This window comes from Streptomyces sp. NPDC090442, from assembly GCF_044769405.1.
In the GTDB taxonomy this organism is placed as follows: Bacteria; Actinomycetota; Actinomycetes; order Streptomycetales; family Streptomycetaceae; genus Streptomyces.
The window spans coordinates 63,549-83,223 of record NZ_JBIVXW010000026.1 but is presented as its reverse complement, the minus strand read 5'-3'; the positions used below and the strand labels follow the sequence as shown (position 1 = coordinate 83,223).

Below are 19,675 nucleotides of genomic sequence, written 5' to 3'. Positions count from 1 at the left end.
GCCGGTCGGGCACGCATACGAACCGACGGGCAGCGGGGGTCTCCCGAGCGCCGTCGCGGTGGAACGGTATTGAAGTGATGCGAATTGAAGTAATGGGGCGTCGTGCTGCCGGGATAGCGGACAGGGGCGAGGGGTGGTCATTCAGACCGGGCCCGTCCCCATGGCAACTGGCGTGGCGTGGCACGCCGTTGCCGCCGGCTCACCGTCCGGTTTTCCGGTCTCCCCCTATAGCGGATTCACCACACCGACAGGAACCTGATCCCGCAACAATAGTGACGTGGCAAATGGTCGTGCGCCCCCTCGGTCGCCCTGCAACGCACTCAACGTAGCAGCAGCTACACAGCCTGGTGCAACGTGACCCTGTTCACACGTATTACGCATCGCGGACCGCCGAAAAACGCCCCGCGGCGCACTCTCCACCCCAACCGCCCCCCGCCCGCCTAAAATTACCGCCGGGTAGACCCCTTACCTCCGCATCACCGCCCTGAGCAGCGACTCCCGATCCAAACGCCGCCCTGACGCATCCTTTACTCCCCCATGTCACTTACCACGCAGGGGAATTCACCTGCGCACGTTACGAGGCGATCCCCGCGCCCATCCGAGAACCTCTTCCCGGCACCCGATTCGCGTTGCCTCGGCGCCCCTGCCGCGCCATGTTCCGGAAACCAAAAAAACACATACCGGCAAGAGAAGAGGGAAAGAGGAGAGCTCCGCGCGACAGCGATCTGACACAGCATCATCTCGACGTCGCGTCAGTCCAGTTGTGGCACCACTCTCCGCCGGCCGTGACAGGAGACGGCCGCAAGGCGTGCGTCAACTCGCCCAATATTGCCGGCACGTGTCAGGTATGCGGTGGCCCTGCGTCAGGAGTGCGACTCCGCGCCGTCATTTCCGGATTCCGGGCGGAACCGGCCGCCACCAGCTCCCCCACCGCCTCCTCGTAGCGCCGCGCGATGAGGTGGGCGACCGCGTCGTGGGTGCCCAGGGGGGCGGTGGTGCGGCAGGCGCCGGAGCGGGCCGCGCGGCGGGCGAAGAGGCCGGGGCCCAGGAGGTATTCGGCGACGGCGACGCGGGGGTGGCCGGCCGCGCGGAGGGCTGCGACGGCCTCGGCGGGGGTGGGGCCGGCGGCGCAGAGGTAGGCGGGCAGCACGGGGCCGCCCTGCGGGAGTCTGGCGCGGAGCAGTTCGGCCATGACCACGGTGTCGGCGTTGGCGCGCGGGTCGGTGGAGCCGGCGGCGGCCAGGACCAGGGCGCCGCCGTCCGCGTGGTCACCCGGGCGCCAGCCGGCCTGGTGCAGGCGGTCCGTCAGAACGTCGGCGAGGAGGGGGTCGGGGCCGAGGGCGCGGGCGATGCGGGCGTGCAGGTGGGGTGCGCCGGCGAGGGCGGCGGGTATGTCGACGCGGAGGTGGTAGCCGGTGCCGAGGAGCAGTGGGACCACGATCACCTCGCCGGTCAGGCCGGCCAGGGCTTCGGGGAGCGAGGGGGTGAGCAGGTCCAAGTAACAGTGTTCGACGGGGAGTTCCGGGTGGAGTGCGCGGGTTCGGGCTATCAGGGCCTCGGTGGCGGCCGCGCCCCGGGGGTCGCGGGTGCCGTGGGCGACGGCCAGCAGGGTCGGGGTGTCGGTCATCCCGCCGCCAGTCGGTAGCCGCGCTTGGGGACGGTGCGGATCAGGTCGCCGTGCCTGCCGAGCGAGTGCCGCAGCCGGCCGACGGCGGCCTCGACGGCGTGTTCGTCGGCGTCGGAGCCGGCCCAGGCGCGGCGGAGCAGTTCGGCGCGGCTGAGTACCCAGCCGGGGTGTTCGGCGAGGGCGCGCAGCACGGTGGCGCTCTTGGGCGAGAGCCAGTAGCTCTCGTCGTCCACCAGGAGGGCGTTGCCCTGGAGCACCAGCTCGCGGCCGTCGACGGTGAGCGTCCGGCGGCTGCGGGGCGGGAGTTCCTCGGTGACGGTACGTACCAGGGCGCCGAGTCGGCCGCGTTCGGGCCAGACGACCGGGAGGCCGGCGTCGAGGAGCGGGCGGGCGCAGACGGGGCCGACGCAGATGGCGAGCACGTCGGTGCGCAGCGCGGCCACCACCTGCTCGTGCAGGCCGTCGGCGGTGGCGGTGGCCAGGAAGGCGGCGATCGCGGGGGCGCTGGTGAAGGTGAGCGCGTGGATCTCCCGGCGGGCGGTCTGCTCGACCAGTCGTCGTACCGGGCCGGGGTCTTCGGGTGGTGCCCAGCGGTAGACGGGGACGGAGATCACCTCGGCTCCGCGTTCGCGCAGTGCGGCGGCGAAGTCGTCCAGTGGCAGGCCGTGTTCCTGGACGGCGATCCGGCGGCCGTCGAGCGGTCGGGCCAGGAGCCAGGTGAGGAGTTCGTCGGTGGCCTCGGTCTCCGGGGACCAGCTCTCGTCCACTCCGCTGGCCCGGACCGCGCCGGTCGCCTTGGGGCCGCGGGTGAGGACGACCGCGTTCCGGCAGGCGGCGGCGAGTTCGGCGCCCCGGCCCCAGCCGTCGGCGGCGCTCATCCAGCCGCGCCATCCGACGCCGGTGGTCGCCACCACGTAGTCCAGTGGTTTCGCCAGGCACTGTTGGGTGGCGCGGCGCAGCGCGAGATCGTCCTCCAGTGGGAGGATGCGCAGCGCCGGCGCCTCGACCACCCGGGCTCCGCGCCTGGTCAGCAAGGCGACGAGCTCCTCGCGGCGGCGTGCGGCGGTGACGCCGACGGTGAAGCCGGTCAGCGGGAGGTGTGCGTCACCGGCGGGGCCGGTGGGGTTGGAGGCGGCGGCAGTTCCCATGTCGGCAGAGTCGGGGGCATAAGTTACCCGCAGGTTGCCCAGCCGTCACACCGGTGTTAGCGAACCGTTCGTTGTGTTACGGCATATGTCACTGGCCGCACCACGTGGCAGTGGTGGCGTGCGCGAGGCGTATCAAGGGCGCAATGCACGGGGTGAGGGGATGTAACGCGCTGCGGTCAGGGTCGAGTCATGACCGACACCGTCACCACCACCGCCCTCGCCGGCACGGCGACGCACTGTCCGTACTGTTCGTTGCAGTGCGGCATGCGGCTGAGTGCCGGGGTGCCCCCGGAGGTGTGGGAGCGCGCCGACTTCCCGGTCAACCGGGGCGCGTTGTGCGGCAAGGGGCAGAGCGCGGCGGGGCTGCTGACTCCCGCCGCGCGGCTGACGACGCCGTTGGTACGCGAACGGGGTGAACTGCGGGCCACGAGCTGGCCGGTGGCGCTGGACCGGGTGGCGACCGGGCTCGCCGCGGTGCGGGCGGAGCACGGCGCGGACGCGGTGGGCGTCTTCGGCGGCGGCGGGTTGACCAACGAGAAGGTCTACCAGCTCGGCAAGTTCGCCCGGGTGGCGCTGGGGACCGCCTCGATCGACTACAACGGCCGGTTCTGCATGTCGTCGGCCGCCGCCGCGAGCCGGCTGGCGTTCGGGCTGGACCGCGGGCTGCCGTTCCCGTTGGCGGACATCCCGCACACCGGGTGCCTCATCCTGGTCGGCGGCAACCCGGCCGAGACGATGCCGCCGGCGCTGCGCTACTTCCGGGAACTCCAGGAGAACGGCGGCACGTTGATCGTGGTGGACCCGCGCCGGACGCGGACCGCCGAGCAGGCCGACCTGCATCTGCAACCGCTGCCCGGCACCGATCTCGCGCTGGCGCTCGGCCTGCTGCACGTGCTGGTCGCCGACGGCCTGGTCGACGCGGACTTCATCGCGGCCCGCACCAAGGGGTACGGGGACGCCCGGGCCGCGGCGATGGCGCACTGGCCGGAGCGCGTGGAGCGGATCACCGGCGTCACGGTGGCCCAACTGCGGCAGGCCGCCCGCCACTTCGGGCGCGCCCCGCGCGGCATGGTGCTGACCGCCCGCGGTCCCGAGCAGCAGAGCAAGGGCACCGACACCGTCGGCGCCTGGATCAACCTCTGTCTGGCCGCGGGCAAGGCGGGTCGGCCCTACTCCGGCTACGGCTGCCTGACCGGCCAGGGCAACGGCCAGGGCGGGCGTGAACACGGCCAGAAGGCCGACCAGCTCCCCGGCTACCGCTCCATCGAGGACCCCGCCGCCCGGGCCCATGTCGCCGCCGTCTGGGGCGTCGCTCCGGACGCCCTGCCGCGCGCCGGCCGCTCCGCCTACGAGCTGCTGGACAGCCTGGGCCGGTCGGGCCCGGGAGGCGTGCACGCGCTCCTGGTGATGGGGTCCAACCCGGTGGTCTCCGCGCCGCACGCCGCCCACGTCGCCGAGCGGCTGCGGACGTTGGGGCTGTTGGTGGTCTCCGATGTGGTGCTCTCGGAGACCGCGCAGCTCGCGGACGTGGTGCTGCCGAGCACCCAGTGGGCGGAGGAGACCGGCACCCTGACCAATCTGGAGGGCCGGGTGATACTGCGCCAGCAGGCCACCACTCCCCCGCCCGGCGTCCGCAGCGACCTGTGGATCCTGCGCGAGCTGGCCGAAAGGCTGGGGGCGGCGACGCGTGCTGGCCGACCGGCCCGGTTCGACGACGATCCCCGGACCGTCTTCGCCGAGCTGCGCCGCGCCTCGGCGGGCGGGCAGGCGGACTACGCGGGCATCAGCTACGACCGGATCCGCGCCGAGGACGGCGTCTTCTGGCCCTGCCCGGACGCGGAGCACCCCGGCACGCCGCGGCTCTTCCTCGACGCGTTCGCCACCCCGGACGGCCGGGCGCGGTTCGCCGCGGTCACTCACCGGCCGGCGGCGGAGGAGCCGGACGCGGAGTACCCGCTGTATCTGACCACCGGCCGGGTGCTGGCGCAGTACCAAAGCGGCGCGCAGACCCGCCGGGTGGCCGAGCTCACCGAGGCCGCGCCGGGCCCGTTCGTGGCGCTGCATCCGCGACTGGCGGCCCGGCTCGGCGTCGTGGAGGGCGCACCGCTCTCGGTGGTCTCCCGGCGCGGTCGGGCGCTCGCCCCGGCCCGGATCACCGACGCCATCCGGGCGGACACGGTCTTCATGCCGTTCCACTGGCCGGGCCCGGGCCGGGCCAACACGCTGACCAACCCCGCGCTGGACCCGACGTCGAAGATGCCGGAGTTCAAGGTGTGCGCGGTGCGGTTGGAGGTCCCGGGCGGGGCACCTGGCCGGGTCTCGGGGGCGGGGGACCTGGGATGAGTGCGCGTCATGTCGCGGTGGTCGGTGCGGGCATGGCCGCGGCGCGGTTCGCCGAGCGGTACCACGCGCTGGGCGGCTCCGGTCGGGTCACGCTCTACGGCGCCGAGCCGCGCGCCCCCTACAACCGCGTCCTGCTCGCGGACGTGTTGGCCGGCCGGTTCGACGCCGAGGCCATCGCGCTGCCGATCGGGGGTGCCGCGGTGCGGCCCGGCTGTGAGGTGGTGTCCCTCGACACCGCGGCCCGCACGCTCGCCCTCGCCGACGGCGACAGCGCGGAGTACGACGAGCTCGTCCTGGCCACCGGCGCCAATCCGGTACTGCCGCCGGTCCGCGGGCTGCGCCGCCCCGACGGCCGGGGGCTGCGGGCCGGGGTGCACGCGCTGCGCACGTTGGCCGACTGCGCCCGGCTCGCGGAGGAGGCGGCCGGCGCGAGGCGGGCCGTCGTGGTCGGCGGCGGGGTGCTCGGGGTGAGCGCCGCGCGGGCGCTGGCCACGCTCGGCATCCAGGTCGAAATCGTGCACCAGGGACCGTACTTGATAGAGCGCCAACTCGATGCGGACGCCGCTGCGGCGCTGCGCGGTGCCCTGCGCGCGCTCGGCGTGGAGGTCTATCTCGGCAACCGCGCGCGGGCCCTGACCGAGGACGGTGAGGTCGAGTTGGCCAGCGGCTACCGGCTGGGCACCGATCTGCTCGTGCTGGCCTGCGGGGTGCGGCCGCGCACCGCGCTGGCGCACGCGGCCGGCCTGGCGGTCGGCACCGGGATCGTCGTCGACGACGCCCTGGCCGCCTCCGCCCCTCATGTGCACGCGATCGGCGACTGCACCCAACACCGCGGCACCGTCCACGGGTTGGCCGGCCCGGCCTGGGAGCAGGCGGACGTGCTCGCCGCCCGGCTCTCCGGCAGCGCCCCGGACGCCCGCTACACCGGCTCCCGGCCGCTGGCCCGGCTCAGCGCCGGACCGCTGGAGTACGCGGCCTTCGGCGAGGTCCACCTCGACGAGGCCGACCCGGGCGACGACCCGGGGCTGGCCGTGGTGCGCCTGACCGACACCACCCGCGGCAGCTACAAGAAGCTGGTGCTGCGCGGGGACCGTCTGGTCGGCGCGATCCTCCTCGGCGACCTGACCACCGTCGGCGACCTCGCCCGCGCGCTGGAGCGCGACGAGCCGCTGCCCGACCACCCCCTGCACCTGCTCACCACCCTCGGAGCCTCCTCATGACGCAGCGCCCCTCGAACAGCCCGCTCAAGGACCTGGTCCTGGTCGGCCACGGCATGGTCGGCCAGCGCTTCCTGGAGACCTTCGTCGAGCAGCCGGAGGCCGCGCGGTGGCGGATCACCGTGCTCGCCGAGGAACCCCGCGCCGCCTACGACCGGGTCCATCTGACCTCGTGGTTCTCCGGCACCAGTACGGAGGAACTCTCCCTGACCCCGGCCGGTTTCCTCGCCGAGCACGGCATCGACCTGCGCCTGTCCGACCCGGCGACCGCGATCGACCGCGCCGCCGGGACCGTCACCTGCGCCTCCGGCGCGGAACTGCGCTACGACGCGCTGGTGCTGGCCACCGGCTCGGTCCCGTTCGTGCCGCCGGTCCCCGGCCGGGAGGCGGCCGGCTGCCACGTCTACCGCACCATCGAGGACCTGCAGGGGATACGGGACGAGGCCGAGGCGGAGCGCACCCGGATCGGTGTGGTGGTCGGTGGCGGGCTGCTGGGCCTGGAGGCCGCCGGCGCGCTCACCGCCCTGGGCCTGGAGACCCATGTCGTGGAGTTCGCCCCGCGCCTGATGGCGATCCAGGTCGACGAGGGAGGTGGCCAGCTGCTGCGCCGCAAGATCGAGGACCTCGGCGTCTCCGTGCACACCGGGGCCGGCACCCAGGAGATCGTCACCGACGACGAGGGCCGGGTCCGCGCCATGGGCCTGTCCGACGGCCGCGAACTCCCCGCCGACCTGGTGGTGTTCTCCGCCGGCGTGCGGCCGCGCGACCAACTGGCCCGGGACTGCGGGCTGCCGGTCGGCGAGCGCGGTGGCATCGTCGTCGACGAGCGCTGCCGCACCACCGACCCGCGCATCCACGCCATCGGCGAGTGCGCGCTGGCCGCCGACGGCCGGGTCTACGGCCTGGTCGCCCCCGGCTATGCGATGGCCGAGGCCGCCGCCCGCTCACTGACCGCCGGGCGGTCCGAGCAACCGCCCGCGGCGGAGCACCTGTTCACCGGCGCGGACACCTCCACCAAGCTCAAGCTGCTGGGCGTCGACGTCGCCAGCTTCGGCGATGCGCACGGCGCCGCCGAGGGTGCGGCCGACGTCCGCTACAGCGACAGTCGGGCCGGGATCTACAAGAAGCTGGTGGTCGGCCGCGAGGGCCAACTCCTGGGTGGCGTGCTGGTCGGCGACACCGAGTCCTACGGCCTGCTGCGCCCGCTCGCGCTCGGCGGCAAGCCGCTGACGACCGCGCCCGAGCAACTGGTGCTGCCCGCCGGGCTCGCACCGGCCACCGGGTCGACCGCGCTGCCCGACGACGCGATCGTCTGCTCCTGTCACAACGTCACCAAGGCCGCCATCCGCACGGCCGTCTCCGAGCAGGGCTGCACCACCGTCCCCGACGTCAAGAAGTGCACCAAGGCCGGTACCGGCTGCGGCAGTTGTGTGAAGCAGCTCGGCACGATCGTGACCGAGGAGCTGGCGGCCGGCGGTGTCACCGTCGACACGAGCCTGTGCGAGCACTTCGGGCACACCCGTGCCGAGCTCTACGAGATCGTCCAGGTGGCCGGGATCGACTCCTTCGGCGATCTGCTTGATCGGTACGGGCGCGGCGGCGAGGGCTGCGAGGTCTGCAAGCCGGTCGTCGCCTCGATCCTGGCCGGCCTGGCCGGCGGCCACGTCCTCGACGGGGAGCAGGGCGCGCTGCAGGACACCAACGACCACTTCCTCGCCAACCTGCAGCGCAACGGCTCCTATTCGGTCGTGCCGCGGGTGCCCGGCGGCGAGATCACCCCGCAGGGCCTGATCACCATCGGCGAGATCGCCCGCGACTACGGCCTCTACACCAAGATCACAGGTGGTCAGCGGATCGACCTGTTCGGCGCCACCGTCGACCAGCTCCCCCGGATCTGGCGCCGCCTCGTCGACGCCGGCTTCGAGTCCGGCCACGCGTACGGCAAGTCGCTGCGCACGGTGAAGTCCTGTGTGGGCGAGACCTGGTGCCGCTACGGCGTGCAGGACTCGGTCGGGCTGGCCATCGAACTGGAGCTGCGCTACCGGGGGTTGCGCTCGCCGCACAAGATCAAGGCGGCGGTCTCCGGCTGCGCCCGCGAGTGCGCCGAGGCCCAGGGCAAGGACTTCGGCATCATCGCCACCTCCGCGGGCTGGAACCTCTACATCGGCGGCAACGGCGGCATGACCCCGCGCCACGCCGATCTGCTCGCGGCCGACCTGGACAAGAAGACCCTGCTCCGGACGATCGACCGGTTCCTGATGTTCTACATCCGCACCGCCGACCGGCTGGAGCGCACCTCGACCTGGCTGGACCGCATCGACGGCGGCCTGGACCACGTCCGGGAGGTGGTGCTGGACGATTCGCTGGGCATCTGCGCCGAGCTGGAGCTGCAGATGGAGCGGCACATCGACCGCTACGAGGACGAGTGGGCCGCGGTGCTCGCCGACCCCGATCGGCTACGCCGCTTCACCTCCTTCGTCAACGCCCCCGGAACCCCCGACCCGGCCGTGACCTTCGTCCCCGAGCGCGGCCAGATCCGTCCCGCCCGTCCCGACGAGGACGGGCACGGCACCCCGGCCCTGATCGCCGGCTCCCAACTGGAGGTGCGAACCGCATGACCGACACCACCCTCGAAACCCACCCGGCGACCACGACGTCCCCCGCGACCGGAACCGTCGAGATCCTGGACGGCCGGAGGTGGACCCGGGTCTGCCACTACGACGAGTTGACGCCCGGCCGCGGCGTGGCCGTGCTCAGTGCGAGCGGCCAGCAGGTCGCGGTCTTCCGGGACCGCGCCGGCGAGCTGTACGCGGTCGACAACCGCGATCCGTTCAGCGGCGCCTACGTCCTCTCCCGCGGCATCCTCGGCAGCCGCGCGGGCGTGCCGACGGTGGCCTCCCCGATGTACAAGCAGGCGTTCGACCTGCGCGACGGCCGCTGCCTGGACGAGGAGACCACCCCCGACGGGCGGCCCGCGGTCCTGCGCATCTGGCCGGTTCGCCTCGGGTCGTAGCCCGCCGACGGCCCGCCCGCCGGCGTACGCGAGCCGTCCCCGAGCACCCCGCACTACCGTCACCTCACCACACCCCCACCGTCCGGATCCCCTCTCTCACGATCAGGTGACACGTCATGACGAGCACTGCCGTCGGCAGCGAACCCACCACCGCAACGGCCCCGGTCCGGGCCCGTACCCTCACCGACTGGCGACCGGAGGACGAGGACTTCTGGGCCGAGGCCGGCGCCAGAGTGGCCCGCCGCAACCTCATCTACTCCGTCCTCTCCGAGCACATCGGCTTCTCGGTGTGGAGCCTGTGGTCGGTGCTGGTGCTCTTCCTCGGCCCGGAGTACCACATCGACCCCGCGGGCAAGTTCACCCTCACCGCGCTGCCCACCGCGCTCGGCGCGGCGCTGCGGCTGCCCTACACCTACGCGGTGGCGCGCTTCGGCGGCCGCAACTGGACCGTCTTCAGCGCCTCGTTGCTGCTGGTCCCCACGGTGCTGGCCGGGCTCGTGCTGGAGCCGGGCGTCTCCTACGGCACGCTGCTCGCGGTCGCCTGTGTCGCGGGCGTCGGCGGCGGCAACTTCGCCTCCTCGATGGCGAACATCAACGCCTTCTACCCGCAGCGCCTCAAGGGCTGGGCCCTGGGCATGAACGCGGGCGGCGGCAACCTCGGCGTCCCGGTGGTGCAGTTGGTGGGTCTGGCCGTGCTGGCCACCGCCGGCGCCGCCCATCCGCGCCTGGTGCCGCTGGTCTATCTGCCGCTGATCGTGCTGGCGGCGCTCGGTGCCGCGCTGCGGATGGACAACCTGCCCTCGCTGCGCAACGACCGGCGCGCGCTGCGCGAGGTCGTCCGAGAACCGCACAGTTGGGTCATCTCGCTGCTCTACATCGGCACCTTCGGCAGCTTCATCGGCTTCGGCTTCGCCTTCGGGCAGGTCCTCCAGGTGCAGTTCCAGCAGCAGTTCGACACCCCCGTGAAGGCCGCGTACCTCACCTTCCTCGGGCCCCTGCTGGGCTCGCTGGCCCGGCCGGTCGGCGGGCGGCTCGCGGACCGCTACGGCGGTGCGCGGATCACCGTGCTGACGTTCCTGCTGATGGCCCTCGGGACGGTCACCGTGCTCGTCGCCTCGGGCGCCGGTTCGCTGCCGCTGTTCCTGGCTGGCTTCGTCGCCCTCTTCGCCCTGAGCGGCCTCGGCAACGGCTCCACGTACAAGATGATCCCCGCGGTCTTCCACGCCAGGGCGCGGGCGGCGGTGGCGGACGGCGGCACCGATCCGGCCACCGCGGAGCAGGACGCGCGACGCCGCGCCTCGGCGCTGATCGGACTCGCGGGTGCCGTCGGGGCGTTCGGCGGTGTCCTGGTCAACTTCGCCTTCCGCCAGTCGTTCCTGACGGTCGGCAACGGCAACGCCGCCTACTGGGCGTTCCTGGCCGTCTACGCGCTCTGCTCGCTGGTGACCTGGGCCGTCTACCTCCGCCCCGGCGCCGGACGGATAACCGGCATGTGAGCCGACGGCGGGCGTGGGCGCGGCGCTCAGGGCCGGAACTCCGGAACCCCACCGTGCCCACGCAGGCCCCCGCCAAGCGGCGAAATCCCAGTTCATCAGGGGTACGTAAAGAGGCGCTGCCACCGCTTGCGGCGGGGTACGCCATGGCATTCGATAGGGACGTGAACAGCGCCCGGCTCGTGCTCGCCCACCCGCCCCATACGGCGGGCCGAGGTCACGCGCCGCGCTGCCCGGAGACGTCCACCGCCCGCTGACACGTCTCCGCACCTGGGGCGCCCGTGACCCGACCGGGCGCCCCTCTTCGCGTACCCGTAGGCCCGCACCGCGCAGGGCCGGCCCAGCGTACCCAGCCACTAGGAATCGCCGTGATCGAAATCCTGCCGCACCAACTCCCGGACCTCGCCTACTGGTTCGCCGACGGTCCGCCCGGCACGGTAGCCCTCACCCAACACGCGCTGATCTCCGGCAACGGCCGCTGGTGGGTCGACCGTCCGGACGCGCCCCGCGCGGTGGTCGTCTCCTGCGCCGACCACGCGCTCTTCCGCGGCGATCCCACCGCGCTGTCACCGCTCTCCCTGGCCGGCTTCGCCGGGCACCACGCCCAGGCGCCCGCCCGCTTCCTGCCCCTGTTGGGCAGCTCGTTCGACCTCCTGGTGCCCTGGGAGCGCATGGTGTACCTGCACCGTCAGTCCACCGCCGCCCCGCGTCCGCCGCACGGCGTGAAGGTGCGCCGCCTGTTGCCCCAGGACGCCGCGGCGTTGGGCTCGCTGGGTGCGGACGCCTCCTGGATCCACGCCAGTTGGGGCGGCCCGGCGGGCCTGGCCGCCTCCGGGCACGGCTGGGGCGCCTTCCACGCGGGCCGGGTGCTCGCGGTCGCCTGCACGTACTTCCGCGGCACCGGGTACGAGGACGTCGCCTGCGTGACCCTCCCCGAACACCGCCGGCAACGGCTGGCCCTCGCCTGCGTCACCGCCCTGTGCCGGGACATCGCCGCCCGGGGCCACACCCCGAGCTGGACCTGCTCCCGCGACAACCGGGCCAGTCGCCTGCTCGCCTGGACCGCCGGCTTCCGGCTGGCCGACGAGTACGTCCACTACCTCACCGGCCGACCGGTGCGGCAGGACATCGGCGTCGTGGCGTGACGTCCCCGGCCGTCCGGCGGTGCCCCCGATCTGCGTAATGCGCACCGGGCGGCGATCGGCCAGGCAGGGTGCGGTGGGGCGGGCACCACGGGTGCCCGCGTGAACCACCGCGCCGAGGAGGGCCGCAGATGCTGTTCGGGAGCGCAGAGGAAGGGACGGCGGCGAGGGCCCGTCGGGCCGGCCGCTCCGCCTTCACCGCGGTTGACGGCCGCCTGCCCGCCTCGGAGGCCGGGCGGGCCCTGTTGCGCAAGGCGTTCCCGGACCACTGGTCCTTCCTCCTCGGCGAGATCGCGCTCTACAGCCTGCTGGTCCTGGTACTGACCGGCGTCTACCTGACGCTGTTCTTCGAGCCGAGCATGGCCCACCGCATCTACGACGGTGCGTACGGCCCGCTGCGGGGGCTGTCGATGTCGGGTGCCTACGCCTCGACGCTGCGCATCAGCTTCGAGGTCCGGGGCGGCCTGTTGATCCGTCAGATCCACCACTGGGCGGCCCTGGTCTTCGTCTCCGCGCTCGGGGTGCATCTGCTGCGGGTCTTCTTCACCGGCGCGTTCCGCCGGCCGCGGGAGGTCAACTGGACGGTCGGCGTGACGCTGTTCATGCTGGCCATGTTGGAGGGTTTCGCCGGCTACTCGCTCCCCGACGACCTGCTGTCCGGCACCGGCCTGCGCACCGCCAACACCATCGTGCTGTCCCTGCCGTTGGTGGGGACGTACCTCAGCTACTTCATCTGGGGCGGCTCCTACCCCGGCCACATCCTGCTGTCCCGGCTCTACACCGTGCACATCCTCCTCGTCCCCGGGCTGCTGCTCGCACTGATCGGCCTGCACCTTCTCCTCGTGGTGTACCTCAAGCACACCCATTGGCCGGCCCGCGGGCGCACCAACCGCAACGCCGTCGGACAGCCGATGTTCCCCCAGTTCACCGCCAAGTCCTCCGGCCTGTTCTTCATGGTCTTCGCGGTGTTGACCCTGCTCGGCGGGCTGGCCCAGATCAACCCCGTCTGGGCCTACGGCCCGTACCTCACCGACACCGTCTCCACCGACGCCCAACCCGACTGGTACGTGGGCTTCCTCGAAGGCGCACTGCGGCTGATGCCGGCCTGGGAGACCAACGTGGCGGGCCACACGCTGATGTGGAACGTGCTGCTCCCCGCCATCGTCCTGCCCGGCATCCTCTTCGTGCTGCTGTACGCCTACCCGTTCTTCGAGCGCTGGGTGACCGGTGATCTGATGGAACATCACCTGTGCGACCGGCCGCGCAACGTCCCCACCCGCACGGCGCTCGGCGTCGCCGCCATCGTCTGGTACGCCGTGCTGCTGGCGGCGGGCGGCAACGACGTCATCGCCACCCTCTTCCGGGTCTCGGTCGAGACCCTGACCTGGATCTTCCGGGTGTTGTTCGTCCTCGGCCCGGTCCTCGCCTTCCTCCTCACCAAGCGCATCTGCCTGGCCCTCCAGGACCGCGAACGCCAACTCCTCCTGGAGGGCCGCGAAACGGGCTACGTGCTGCAGAGCGTCTACGGCGGCCTGCGCGAGACCCAGGAACCGGTGCCGACCACCGAGCGCTACCGCATGCTGGCCAGGGACATCCCCGAACCCCTGCCACACCCCGGCGCCCAGGCCCCCCGCCTGGACCGCCTGCGCGCCGCCCTCAGCGCCTGGTACTTCCGCGACCGCGTGGAACTCCCGGTCACCTCCGAACAACGGCGCCAGATCGCCGAAACGGTGGCCAGCCCGAAGGTCGGCGCCGGCGAGGAACGCACGAGCTAGGGTCGGCTTCCGCGATCATGTACCCAGCCCGATGGCGCGGGATGCTGCGCCGTTCGGTGCCGCGGTGGACGCGGACCCAAGCGATCTTGTCGCGCGCATCCCGCGGCGTGGTCGCGTCGTCACGGGATCCCGAGCGGCCGATCCCTTCGAGCCACCGCCACGGGCAGCACGTGCGCCCGGACGCAACACGAGCGCGGCGAAGGGGCAGCGTCCGAGGCGGAGCCGGGACAGGGAGCGAGACAGGGCGCGGTCCTGCGCGTGCTCGGTGCGACTGACGATGGGGTCGGTCGGACGGTGTTGCGCTGCCGCTCCGTCGGATCCCTTGACACCCGATGCTCCGTCATGGACATTCCCTTTGGCCCTGGTTGGTCCAGGCCAGAGCAGGCCGGCACGGACACGCTCAGGCAAGTGCAGGTAGGTACGGGCACGTTCAGGTCGGCGCAGACACGTAACTGCACGCTCGGACCAGCTCAGGGGAACCCCCCACACGCCCTGGAGGTCAACCGTGAACAGCCCAGGACCCCGAACCGGTTCCAGAGCAAGACGTCGTTCGCCCCTCGCCGCCCTGGTCCTCGCCGCCTCCGCCCTGGTCACCCTGGTGACCGTGCCCCTGGCCGCCCCCGCCACCGCCACCACCCACCCGGCGACCGCCCGGACCACTCCGCCGCCCTCCCCCACGGCTCCCCACACCGGCGTCGTCGCCGGGGCGCACACGCCGGCCCGCACGCCGGAGCACGCGCAAGCCGTCCGTACGTTCCTGGCCGGGCGTCGCGCCGTATCCGGCCCCGCGTGGACGCACCACCCCCGGATCCCCGGCAGCCAGCCGACCGCATCGGCTCCCCAGGCGGGCCAGGTCACCCACAACTGGTGGGGCGTCTTCCCCCAGCCCGGTACGCATGACGGCATCATGGCCACCCACACCGTCGACCCGTCCTACACGGTCACCGACGCGGACAACGTCACCTACGCGCCCACCACCAAGGCACAGAACTCCTGCATGGAAGTGGTGACCGCCTACACCAACACCGGCAACGAGATCTGGGCGTGGGACTGGTGCGGGACCGTCGGTCCGGCCAAGACCGTCCCCATCGACGACAACTTCCTGAAGAACTACACCCCCGGCAACGGTGGGCCGGCCGCGTACAGCGTGCAGATGGTGCAGGACGACGCCGCCACCAACCGCTGGTCGGCCTATCTCTACAACTACCGCACCGCCGCCTGGGACCTGTTGTTCCAGCAGTCGGGGGCGGACCAGAGCGGGCTGGACCACGGATGGGACATGTTCGAGATCTATGCGAGCGTCAACCCGGCCACGGGAGAGGGGTACTACTGCACGGAGGCACGGAACACCACCTTCGACAGCAGCGCCGTGCAGTTGCGCCACAACGGTGCCTGGAAGCCGGCGAGCCCGACCGACTCACCGTGGACCGACACCAACCCCGATCCGAACGCCTTCCTGTGCCCGCCGCTGAAGTTCGTCCAGGCAGGCGCCAACGATCACTGGACCGTCCACCAGTGACCCGCGAGTGACTCGGTAGCCCCGCCACCAGGCGCCCCAACACCATGAAGCGAAACGGGGGCGCACCCAACGGTGCGCCCCCAAGGGCGTTGCCCAAGACGTCGGGGCGTCAACCGGCCCTGGTGTCCCGAGTCGGCAGAGGGGTGCGCAGTCCGCCGTTGGCGAGCGGCGACGGCTCCGTACCAAGGGTGGCCAGTACGAAGGCGGTGGTGAGCGCGCGGACGGCATCGGCCTGCTTCACCAGGTAGTGGCTGCCGCGCGGCACTTCGTACCGGGCCAGGTCCGGGACGACGGCCAGGGCCCGCCGGGCGTAGTCGAGCGACTTGGCAGCGCTCGCTTGGCTGCGGTCCCGGTCACCGTGGATGATCAGCACCCGGCGGCCGGCCAGGTGCTCCACCAGGTCGCCGTACGGCAGCCAGGGAGCGATGCCGACCACGCCCACGACCGCTGGATGGCCCGCCTCCCAGAACGCCGCGCGCCCACCGAGCGAGTTGCCGATCAGCACCACCGGTACGTCCCCGTACCGGCTGGCGAGTTCCGCCAGCGCCCAGCGAGTGTCCGAGGCGGTGTCGGCAGCGGCCCCGTTCCAGCCCGCGTAGCGGTAGTGGAGCAGGTGGACGGCGATCCCGTCGGAACACCCCCGTTCCGTGAGCTCGGCCGCCAGCTCCTGGAGCCCCTGCTCGACGATCTTCAACGGCCTGAGCCGACTGCGAACGAATCCGCCGGGCAGGAGCAGGACCACGCTCCTGACCTCGCCGCCGCCCTGTCGCTCCGTCAGCTTTGCAGCGCGCGCTCGCGACCTGAACATGCCGCCCCTCCCCCGTTGACCCGCGCAGATTCTACGGTCGCACGGGCGGCGCGTCCCGGCCCGAGCGTCAGACGGAACCGGTGAAGGGTGCGCCTACGGGTGGTAGAGGGCTTGGGCGCGCGCCGCGTCGAGGGGTCCGTTCTCCGCGACGTGCAGGAAGTAGGTGATCTGCCATGCCTGGGTGCTGCTCGCCTGGCGGCTGGTCGTGGTCACCCATGGCGGATAGACGCGGAATCCTCGCTTCCCGCCGGAGCGGTTCCTGGACATGATGCCGCGCTCGCACAGCACCTCCCGCGGGAACACGAACTGTCCGAAGTGGTCGCCGTCACGGCTGCTGATGACGAAGAGGTCGACCCCGTCCTCGGTGTCGAAGGGCCGGATCGGGCCTTCTGCGGATCGCAGCCACACGGTGACGAACTGGCCCACCTTCGTCGGGGTGGTCTTGGCCACGCGGAACCTGACCGACGCCCCGTCGATCGTGAACCCGTGCGCTGCGTACTCGGCGCTCTCCGGCTCGGGCACCGGCTGTGAGCAGGCAAAGCCACTGGGGTCGTAGACGAGTGTCTTCGCCGCCAGCAGGTCGCCGTGGAGCCCCGCCCAGGACTGGTCCGTCACCATCCGCACATTGTGCCATCGCGCCCGCCAGGCACCGTCGGCCCCTGCTACATGCCGAATCGCGTGCATCGCACGGCTTCGACGGCCGCTTCGGGTCCGTTCAACTCGACGTGTGCCGCGCCCTGTCGGCCGAAGAGAGAGAGGAGGAGTTCGCCTGGGGGGCCGGTGATGCTGGCGGTGGGTTCGCCTCGTCGCGCTCGCACGGTCTTGGTGGTGCCTGCCCACTGAAGCTCAAGACCTGCGCCGCGCAGTCGCCGCGCGAGGAACCAGGGCGCGCGACCCACGTTGCGCCACAGGGCCTCGTCCATCGCGTACGCGTTGGTGCGCGGAGCACGACCGTTGGCGCGGCGTACGTCCTCGTGGTGGACGAAGAACTCGTTGAGGTTCGGGAGTCGGCGCACCCATCCGATGCGGAAGAGGCCTGGTGGTGGTCCCGATCGGATCGTCGCGACGAGCCGCCGGAAGTCCCTCGGCGCGAGCGCTGTTCTTCGTCGCGCGGCGAAGCGGCCCCAGGCACCGGGCAGGGCGAGCCCGGGGCCGGCGAGGTGGTCGCGCTCGCGCAGGACGAGGTGCGCGGCGAGGTCGCGGGTCGTCCACGGCCCGAGGAGGGTCGGTGCCTCGGGACCGAGTTCGTCGAACAGGTCGCAGAGCTGTGCTCGCTCGACGGCGTCGAAGAGCGGATCGGCCATAGTGCGGAAGTGTAGCGAGGATCGATCAACTGGCGTATAGGGGAAGGAAGTTCGCTGGTCCGGACCCGTGAGGCGTCTCCTCAGTGGTCGCGTCGGGCGAATTGGAACACCGTCCCGAAGAGCGAGCCGCCGGTGACGCCCACGCCGATCAGGAAGACCCACAGGCCGAAGACCAGGCCGAGGGCCAGCAGGGAGACGCCGAAGGCCACCGCCGCCGGGTATCCGCTCTCGGGCGGGAAGAAGTCGAGCTCTCCGGCGCGCTCCTGGATTTCCGAGCCTTCCCGGTCCTCCGGTCGGGTGCCCTTGCGGCGGTAGTTCATCGCGCAGAAGAAGGAGATGACCGAGGCCATGCCGAAGGAGACGGCGAGCGCGGCGCCGCCGGCGGGCTCGCGGGCCAGCCAGATGTAGATCACGTCGGTGACGAGGAAGAAGGCGGCCACGCCGGCGAAGAGAAGTGCCTCCGTCTTCATGGGGTCTGGCCTCCGGGGGTGTCGGGGGTGGGTTCGGTGGTGCCGCGCTCGCCTTCCGTCAGCATGCGCACGTGGGGGTGGTGCAGGTCGAAGGCCGGGGAGTCGGACCGGATGCGGGGCAGGGCCTCGAAGTTGTGCCGAGGTGGCGGGCAGGAGGTCGCCCACTCCAGGGAGCGCCCGAATCCCCAGGGGTCGTCCACCTCCACCTTGGGCGCGTAGCGGGCGGTCCGCCACACGTTGTAGAGGAACGGCAGCGTGGAGATGCCGAGCAGGAACGCGCCGGTGGAGGAGACGGAGTTGAGCACGGTGAAGCCGTCGGCGGGGAGGTAGTCGGCGTAGCGGCGCGGCATGCCGCTCGCCCCCAGCCAGTGTTGGACGAGGAAGGTCGTCTGGAATCCCACGAACAGGATCCAGAAGTGCACCTTTCCCAGCCGTTCGTCGAGCATCTTGCCGGTCCACTTCGGCCACCAGAAGTAGAAGCCGCCGAAGGTGGCGAAGACGATGGTGCCGAACAGGACGTAATGCAGATGCGCGACGATGAAATAGGAGTCGGTGACGTGGAAGTCGAGTGGCGGTGAGGCGATCAACACCCCGCTCAGTCCACCGAAGAGAAACGTCACCATGAATCCGATCGACCAGAGCATCGGCGTCTCGAAGGAGAGACTGCCCTTCCACATGGTGCCGATCCAGTTGAAGAACTTCACTCCGGTCGGCGCCGCGATGAGGAAGGACATCAGCGAGAAGAACGGCAGCAGGACCCCGCCGGTGGCGAACATGTGGTGCGCCCACACCGTCGCCGACAGCATCGTGATGGCGATCGTCGCGCCGACCATGCCCATGTATCCGAAGACGGGTTTCCGGCTGAACACCGGGATGATCTCGCTCACCACCCCGAAGAACGGCAGGGCGACGATATAGACCTCCGGATGGCCGAAGAACCAGAAGAGGTGCTGCCACAGCAACGCCCCGCCGTTGGCCGGGTCGTAGACGTGGGAGCCGAGTTTCCGGTCCGCGAGCAGGGCCAGCAGTGCGGCGGTCAGGACCGGAAAGGCGAGCAGGGTCAGGATGGAGGTGAAGAGGATGTTCCAGGTGAAGATGGGCATCCGGAACATCGTCATGCCGGGGGCCCGCAGCGTGATGATGGTGGCGATGAAGTTGACCGCGCCCAGCACGGTGCTGAGGCCGGCCACGACCAGCCCGGCCGCCCACAGGTCGCCGCCCGCGCCCGGCGTGTGTTCGGCGCGGTTCAGCGGGGCGTAGGCGAACCAGCCGAACGAGGCCGCGCCGCCGGGAACGACGAGGCCCGAGACGACCATCAGCCCGCCGAAGAGGAAGAACCAGTACGTCATCGCGTTCAGTCGGGGAAAGGCGACATCGGGCGCGCCGATCTGCAAGGGCATGACGGCGTTGGCGAATCCGGCGAACGTGGGTGTCGCGAAGAGCAGCATCATCACCGTGCCGTGGATGGTGAAGAGCTGGTTGTACTGCTCGTGGCTGAAGAACTGCATTCCGGGCTGCGCCAGTTCCGCGCGCATCATCATCGCCAGCAGTCCGGCGAACAGGAAGAAGCCGAAGGCCGTGACCAGGTACATGTTGCCGATCGCCTTGTGATCGGTGGTCGTGAAGTACTTCCTGATCCGGCCGCCCGTGCGGACCCGTGGATTGGCGGGCGAATCCAGCGGTGCGCGGTGAGGGGTGTGGCCCACTTGTGACATGGCTCCTCCGGAGCACGGTGACCGGGACTTCTTCCGGCGCGACGGCGTTTTTCGTGTGTAGCGGCTCGCCGACGCGACCGACCCGACGCCACACCGATATC

General features: G+C 71.6%; 15 protein-coding genes. 8 read left to right on the top strand and 7 right to left on the bottom strand.

Annotated elements, in window-relative coordinates; all coding sequences use genetic code 11:
* Positions 1 to 841: 841 nt before the first annotated feature.
* Positions 842 to 1,627: a sirohydrochlorin chelatase gene (locus ACIQU6_RS19780; protein ID WP_403482930.1), complete on the bottom strand. Its 786-nt coding sequence runs from the start codon at positions 1,625 to 1,627 to the stop codon at positions 842 to 844.
* Positions 1,624 to 2,775, bottom strand: a complete 1,152-nt coding sequence (locus ACIQU6_RS19775; RefSeq protein ID WP_403482929.1) for a uroporphyrinogen-III synthase — start codon at positions 2,773 to 2,775, stop codon at positions 1,624 to 1,626. The genes ACIQU6_RS19780 and ACIQU6_RS19775 overlap by 4 nt, the downstream gene beginning before the upstream one ends.
* Positions 2,776 to 2,964: 189 nt before the next feature.
* Here ACIQU6_RS19775 and ACIQU6_RS19770 point away from each other — a divergent pair, with 189 nt between their 5' ends.
* The 8 genes from ACIQU6_RS19770 to ACIQU6_RS19735 all read left to right on the top strand — a co-directional run bounded on the left by ACIQU6_RS19770 (position 2,965) and on the right by ACIQU6_RS19735 (position 15,277).
* On the top strand, positions 2,965 to 5,118 hold the full coding sequence (locus tag ACIQU6_RS19770; RefSeq protein ID WP_403482928.1) for a molybdopterin oxidoreductase family protein: 2,154 nt from the start codon (positions 2,965 to 2,967) through the stop codon (positions 5,116 to 5,118).
* Entirely contained in the window at positions 5,115 to 6,338 is a 1,224-nt protein-coding gene (locus ACIQU6_RS19765) for an NAD(P)/FAD-dependent oxidoreductase (protein ID WP_403482927.1), read from the top strand. Before ACIQU6_RS19770 ends, ACIQU6_RS19765 begins: the two co-directional genes overlap by 4 nt.
* On the top strand, positions 6,335 to 8,953 hold the full coding sequence (nirB, locus tag ACIQU6_RS19760; RefSeq protein WP_403482926.1) for a nitrite reductase large subunit NirB: 2,619 nt from the start codon (positions 6,335 to 6,337) through the stop codon (positions 8,951 to 8,953). Before ACIQU6_RS19765 ends, nirB begins: the two co-directional genes overlap by 4 nt.
* Positions 8,950 to 9,348 (top strand): nitrite reductase small subunit NirD, encoded by a 399-nt coding sequence (gene nirD / locus ACIQU6_RS19755; protein ID WP_403482925.1) that lies wholly within the window; start codon positions 8,950 to 8,952, stop codon positions 9,346 to 9,348. Before nirB ends, nirD begins: the two co-directional genes overlap by 4 nt.
* 116 nt (positions 9,349 to 9,464) lie before the next feature.
* Positions 9,465 to 10,844: an MFS transporter gene (locus ACIQU6_RS19750; RefSeq protein WP_403482924.1), complete on the top strand. Its 1,380-nt coding sequence runs from the start codon at positions 9,465 to 9,467 to the stop codon at positions 10,842 to 10,844.
* Between the two features lie 365 nt (positions 10,845 to 11,209).
* A complete protein-coding gene (locus ACIQU6_RS19745; protein WP_403482923.1) occupies positions 11,210 to 11,986 on the top strand; it encodes a GNAT family N-acetyltransferase in 777 nt (258 codons plus the stop codon).
* A gap of 128 nt (positions 11,987 to 12,114) precedes the next feature.
* Complete coding sequence (locus ACIQU6_RS19740; RefSeq protein WP_403482922.1) at positions 12,115 to 13,758, top strand: cytochrome bc complex cytochrome b subunit; 1,644 nt, start codon at positions 12,115 to 12,117, stop codon at positions 13,756 to 13,758.
* 505 nt (positions 13,759 to 14,263) lie between these two features.
* Positions 14,264 to 15,277, top strand: coding sequence for a carbohydrate-binding protein (locus tag ACIQU6_RS19735; RefSeq protein ID WP_403482921.1), 1,014 nt, complete (start codon positions 14,264 to 14,266; stop codon positions 15,275 to 15,277).
* A 109-nt stretch (positions 15,278 to 15,386) separates the two neighbouring features.
* On the opposite strand, the gene ACIQU6_RS19730 is transcribed toward ACIQU6_RS19735, so the two are convergent.
* The 5 genes from ACIQU6_RS19730 to ctaD form a co-directional block, all read right to left on the bottom strand.
* Positions 15,387 to 16,085 carry an alpha/beta hydrolase gene (locus tag ACIQU6_RS19730; RefSeq protein ID WP_403482920.1) on the bottom strand — a complete coding sequence of 233 codons (699 nt, stop codon included), beginning with the start codon at positions 16,083 to 16,085 and terminating at the stop codon, positions 15,387 to 15,389.
* 93 nt (positions 16,086 to 16,178) lie between these two features.
* Complete coding sequence (locus tag ACIQU6_RS19725) at positions 16,179 to 16,703, bottom strand: MepB family protein (protein ID WP_403482919.1); 525 nt, start codon at positions 16,701 to 16,703, stop codon at positions 16,179 to 16,181.
* Between the two features lie 44 nt (positions 16,704 to 16,747).
* Positions 16,748 to 17,389 (bottom strand): TIGR03085 family metal-binding protein, encoded by a 642-nt coding sequence (locus ACIQU6_RS19720; RefSeq protein WP_403482918.1) that lies wholly within the window; start codon positions 17,387 to 17,389, stop codon positions 16,748 to 16,750.
* Positions 17,390 to 17,469: 80 nt separating this feature from the next.
* Positions 17,470 to 17,859, bottom strand: a complete 390-nt coding sequence (locus ACIQU6_RS19715; protein ID WP_403482917.1) for a cytochrome c oxidase subunit 4 — start codon at positions 17,857 to 17,859, stop codon at positions 17,470 to 17,472.
* Positions 17,856 to 19,574, bottom strand: a complete 1,719-nt coding sequence (gene ctaD, locus ACIQU6_RS19710) for a cytochrome c oxidase subunit I (protein WP_403482916.1) — start codon at positions 19,572 to 19,574, stop codon at positions 17,856 to 17,858. The genes ACIQU6_RS19715 and ctaD overlap by 4 nt, the downstream gene beginning before the upstream one ends.
* Between the last annotated feature and the right edge of the window lie 101 nt (positions 19,575 to 19,675).

Bases quoted from the DNA above. Each gene is read 5' to 3' on its own strand.
- nirD (WP_403482925.1), top strand. From the start codon at position 8,950: ATGACCGACACCACCCTCGAAACCCACCCGGCGACCACGACGTCCCCC.
- ACIQU6_RS19770 (WP_403482928.1), top strand. From the start codon at position 2,965: ATGACCGACACCGTCACCACCACCGCCCTCGCCGGCACGGCGACGCAC.
- ACIQU6_RS19730 (WP_403482920.1), bottom strand. From the start codon at position 16,085: ATGTTCAGGTCGCGAGCGCGCGCTGCAAAGCTGACGGAGCGACAGGGC.
- ACIQU6_RS19750 (WP_403482924.1), top strand. From the start codon at position 9,465: ATGACGAGCACTGCCGTCGGCAGCGAACCCACCACCGCAACGGCCCCG.
- ACIQU6_RS19780 (WP_403482930.1), bottom strand. From the start codon at position 1,627: ATGACCGACACCCCGACCCTGCTGGCCGTCGCCCACGGCACCCGCGAC.
- ctaD (WP_403482916.1), bottom strand. From the start codon at position 19,574: ATGTCACAAGTGGGCCACACCCCTCACCGCGCACCGCTGGATTCGCCC.
- ACIQU6_RS19715 (WP_403482917.1), bottom strand. From the start codon at position 17,859: ATGAAGACGGAGGCACTTCTCTTCGCCGGCGTGGCCGCCTTCTTCCTC.
- ACIQU6_RS19725 (WP_403482919.1), bottom strand. From the start codon at position 16,703: ATGGTGACGGACCAGTCCTGGGCGGGGCTCCACGGCGACCTGCTGGCG.
- ACIQU6_RS19740 (WP_403482922.1), top strand. From the start codon at position 12,115: ATGCTGTTCGGGAGCGCAGAGGAAGGGACGGCGGCGAGGGCCCGTCGG.
- ACIQU6_RS19765 (WP_403482927.1), top strand. From the start codon at position 5,115: ATGAGTGCGCGTCATGTCGCGGTGGTCGGTGCGGGCATGGCCGCGGCG.
- nirB (WP_403482926.1), top strand. From the start codon at position 6,335: ATGACGCAGCGCCCCTCGAACAGCCCGCTCAAGGACCTGGTCCTGGTC.
- ACIQU6_RS19720 (WP_403482918.1), bottom strand. From the start codon at position 17,389: ATGGCCGATCCGCTCTTCGACGCCGTCGAGCGAGCACAGCTCTGCGAC.
- ACIQU6_RS19775 (WP_403482929.1), bottom strand. From the start codon at position 2,775: ATGGGAACTGCCGCCGCCTCCAACCCCACCGGCCCCGCCGGTGACGCA.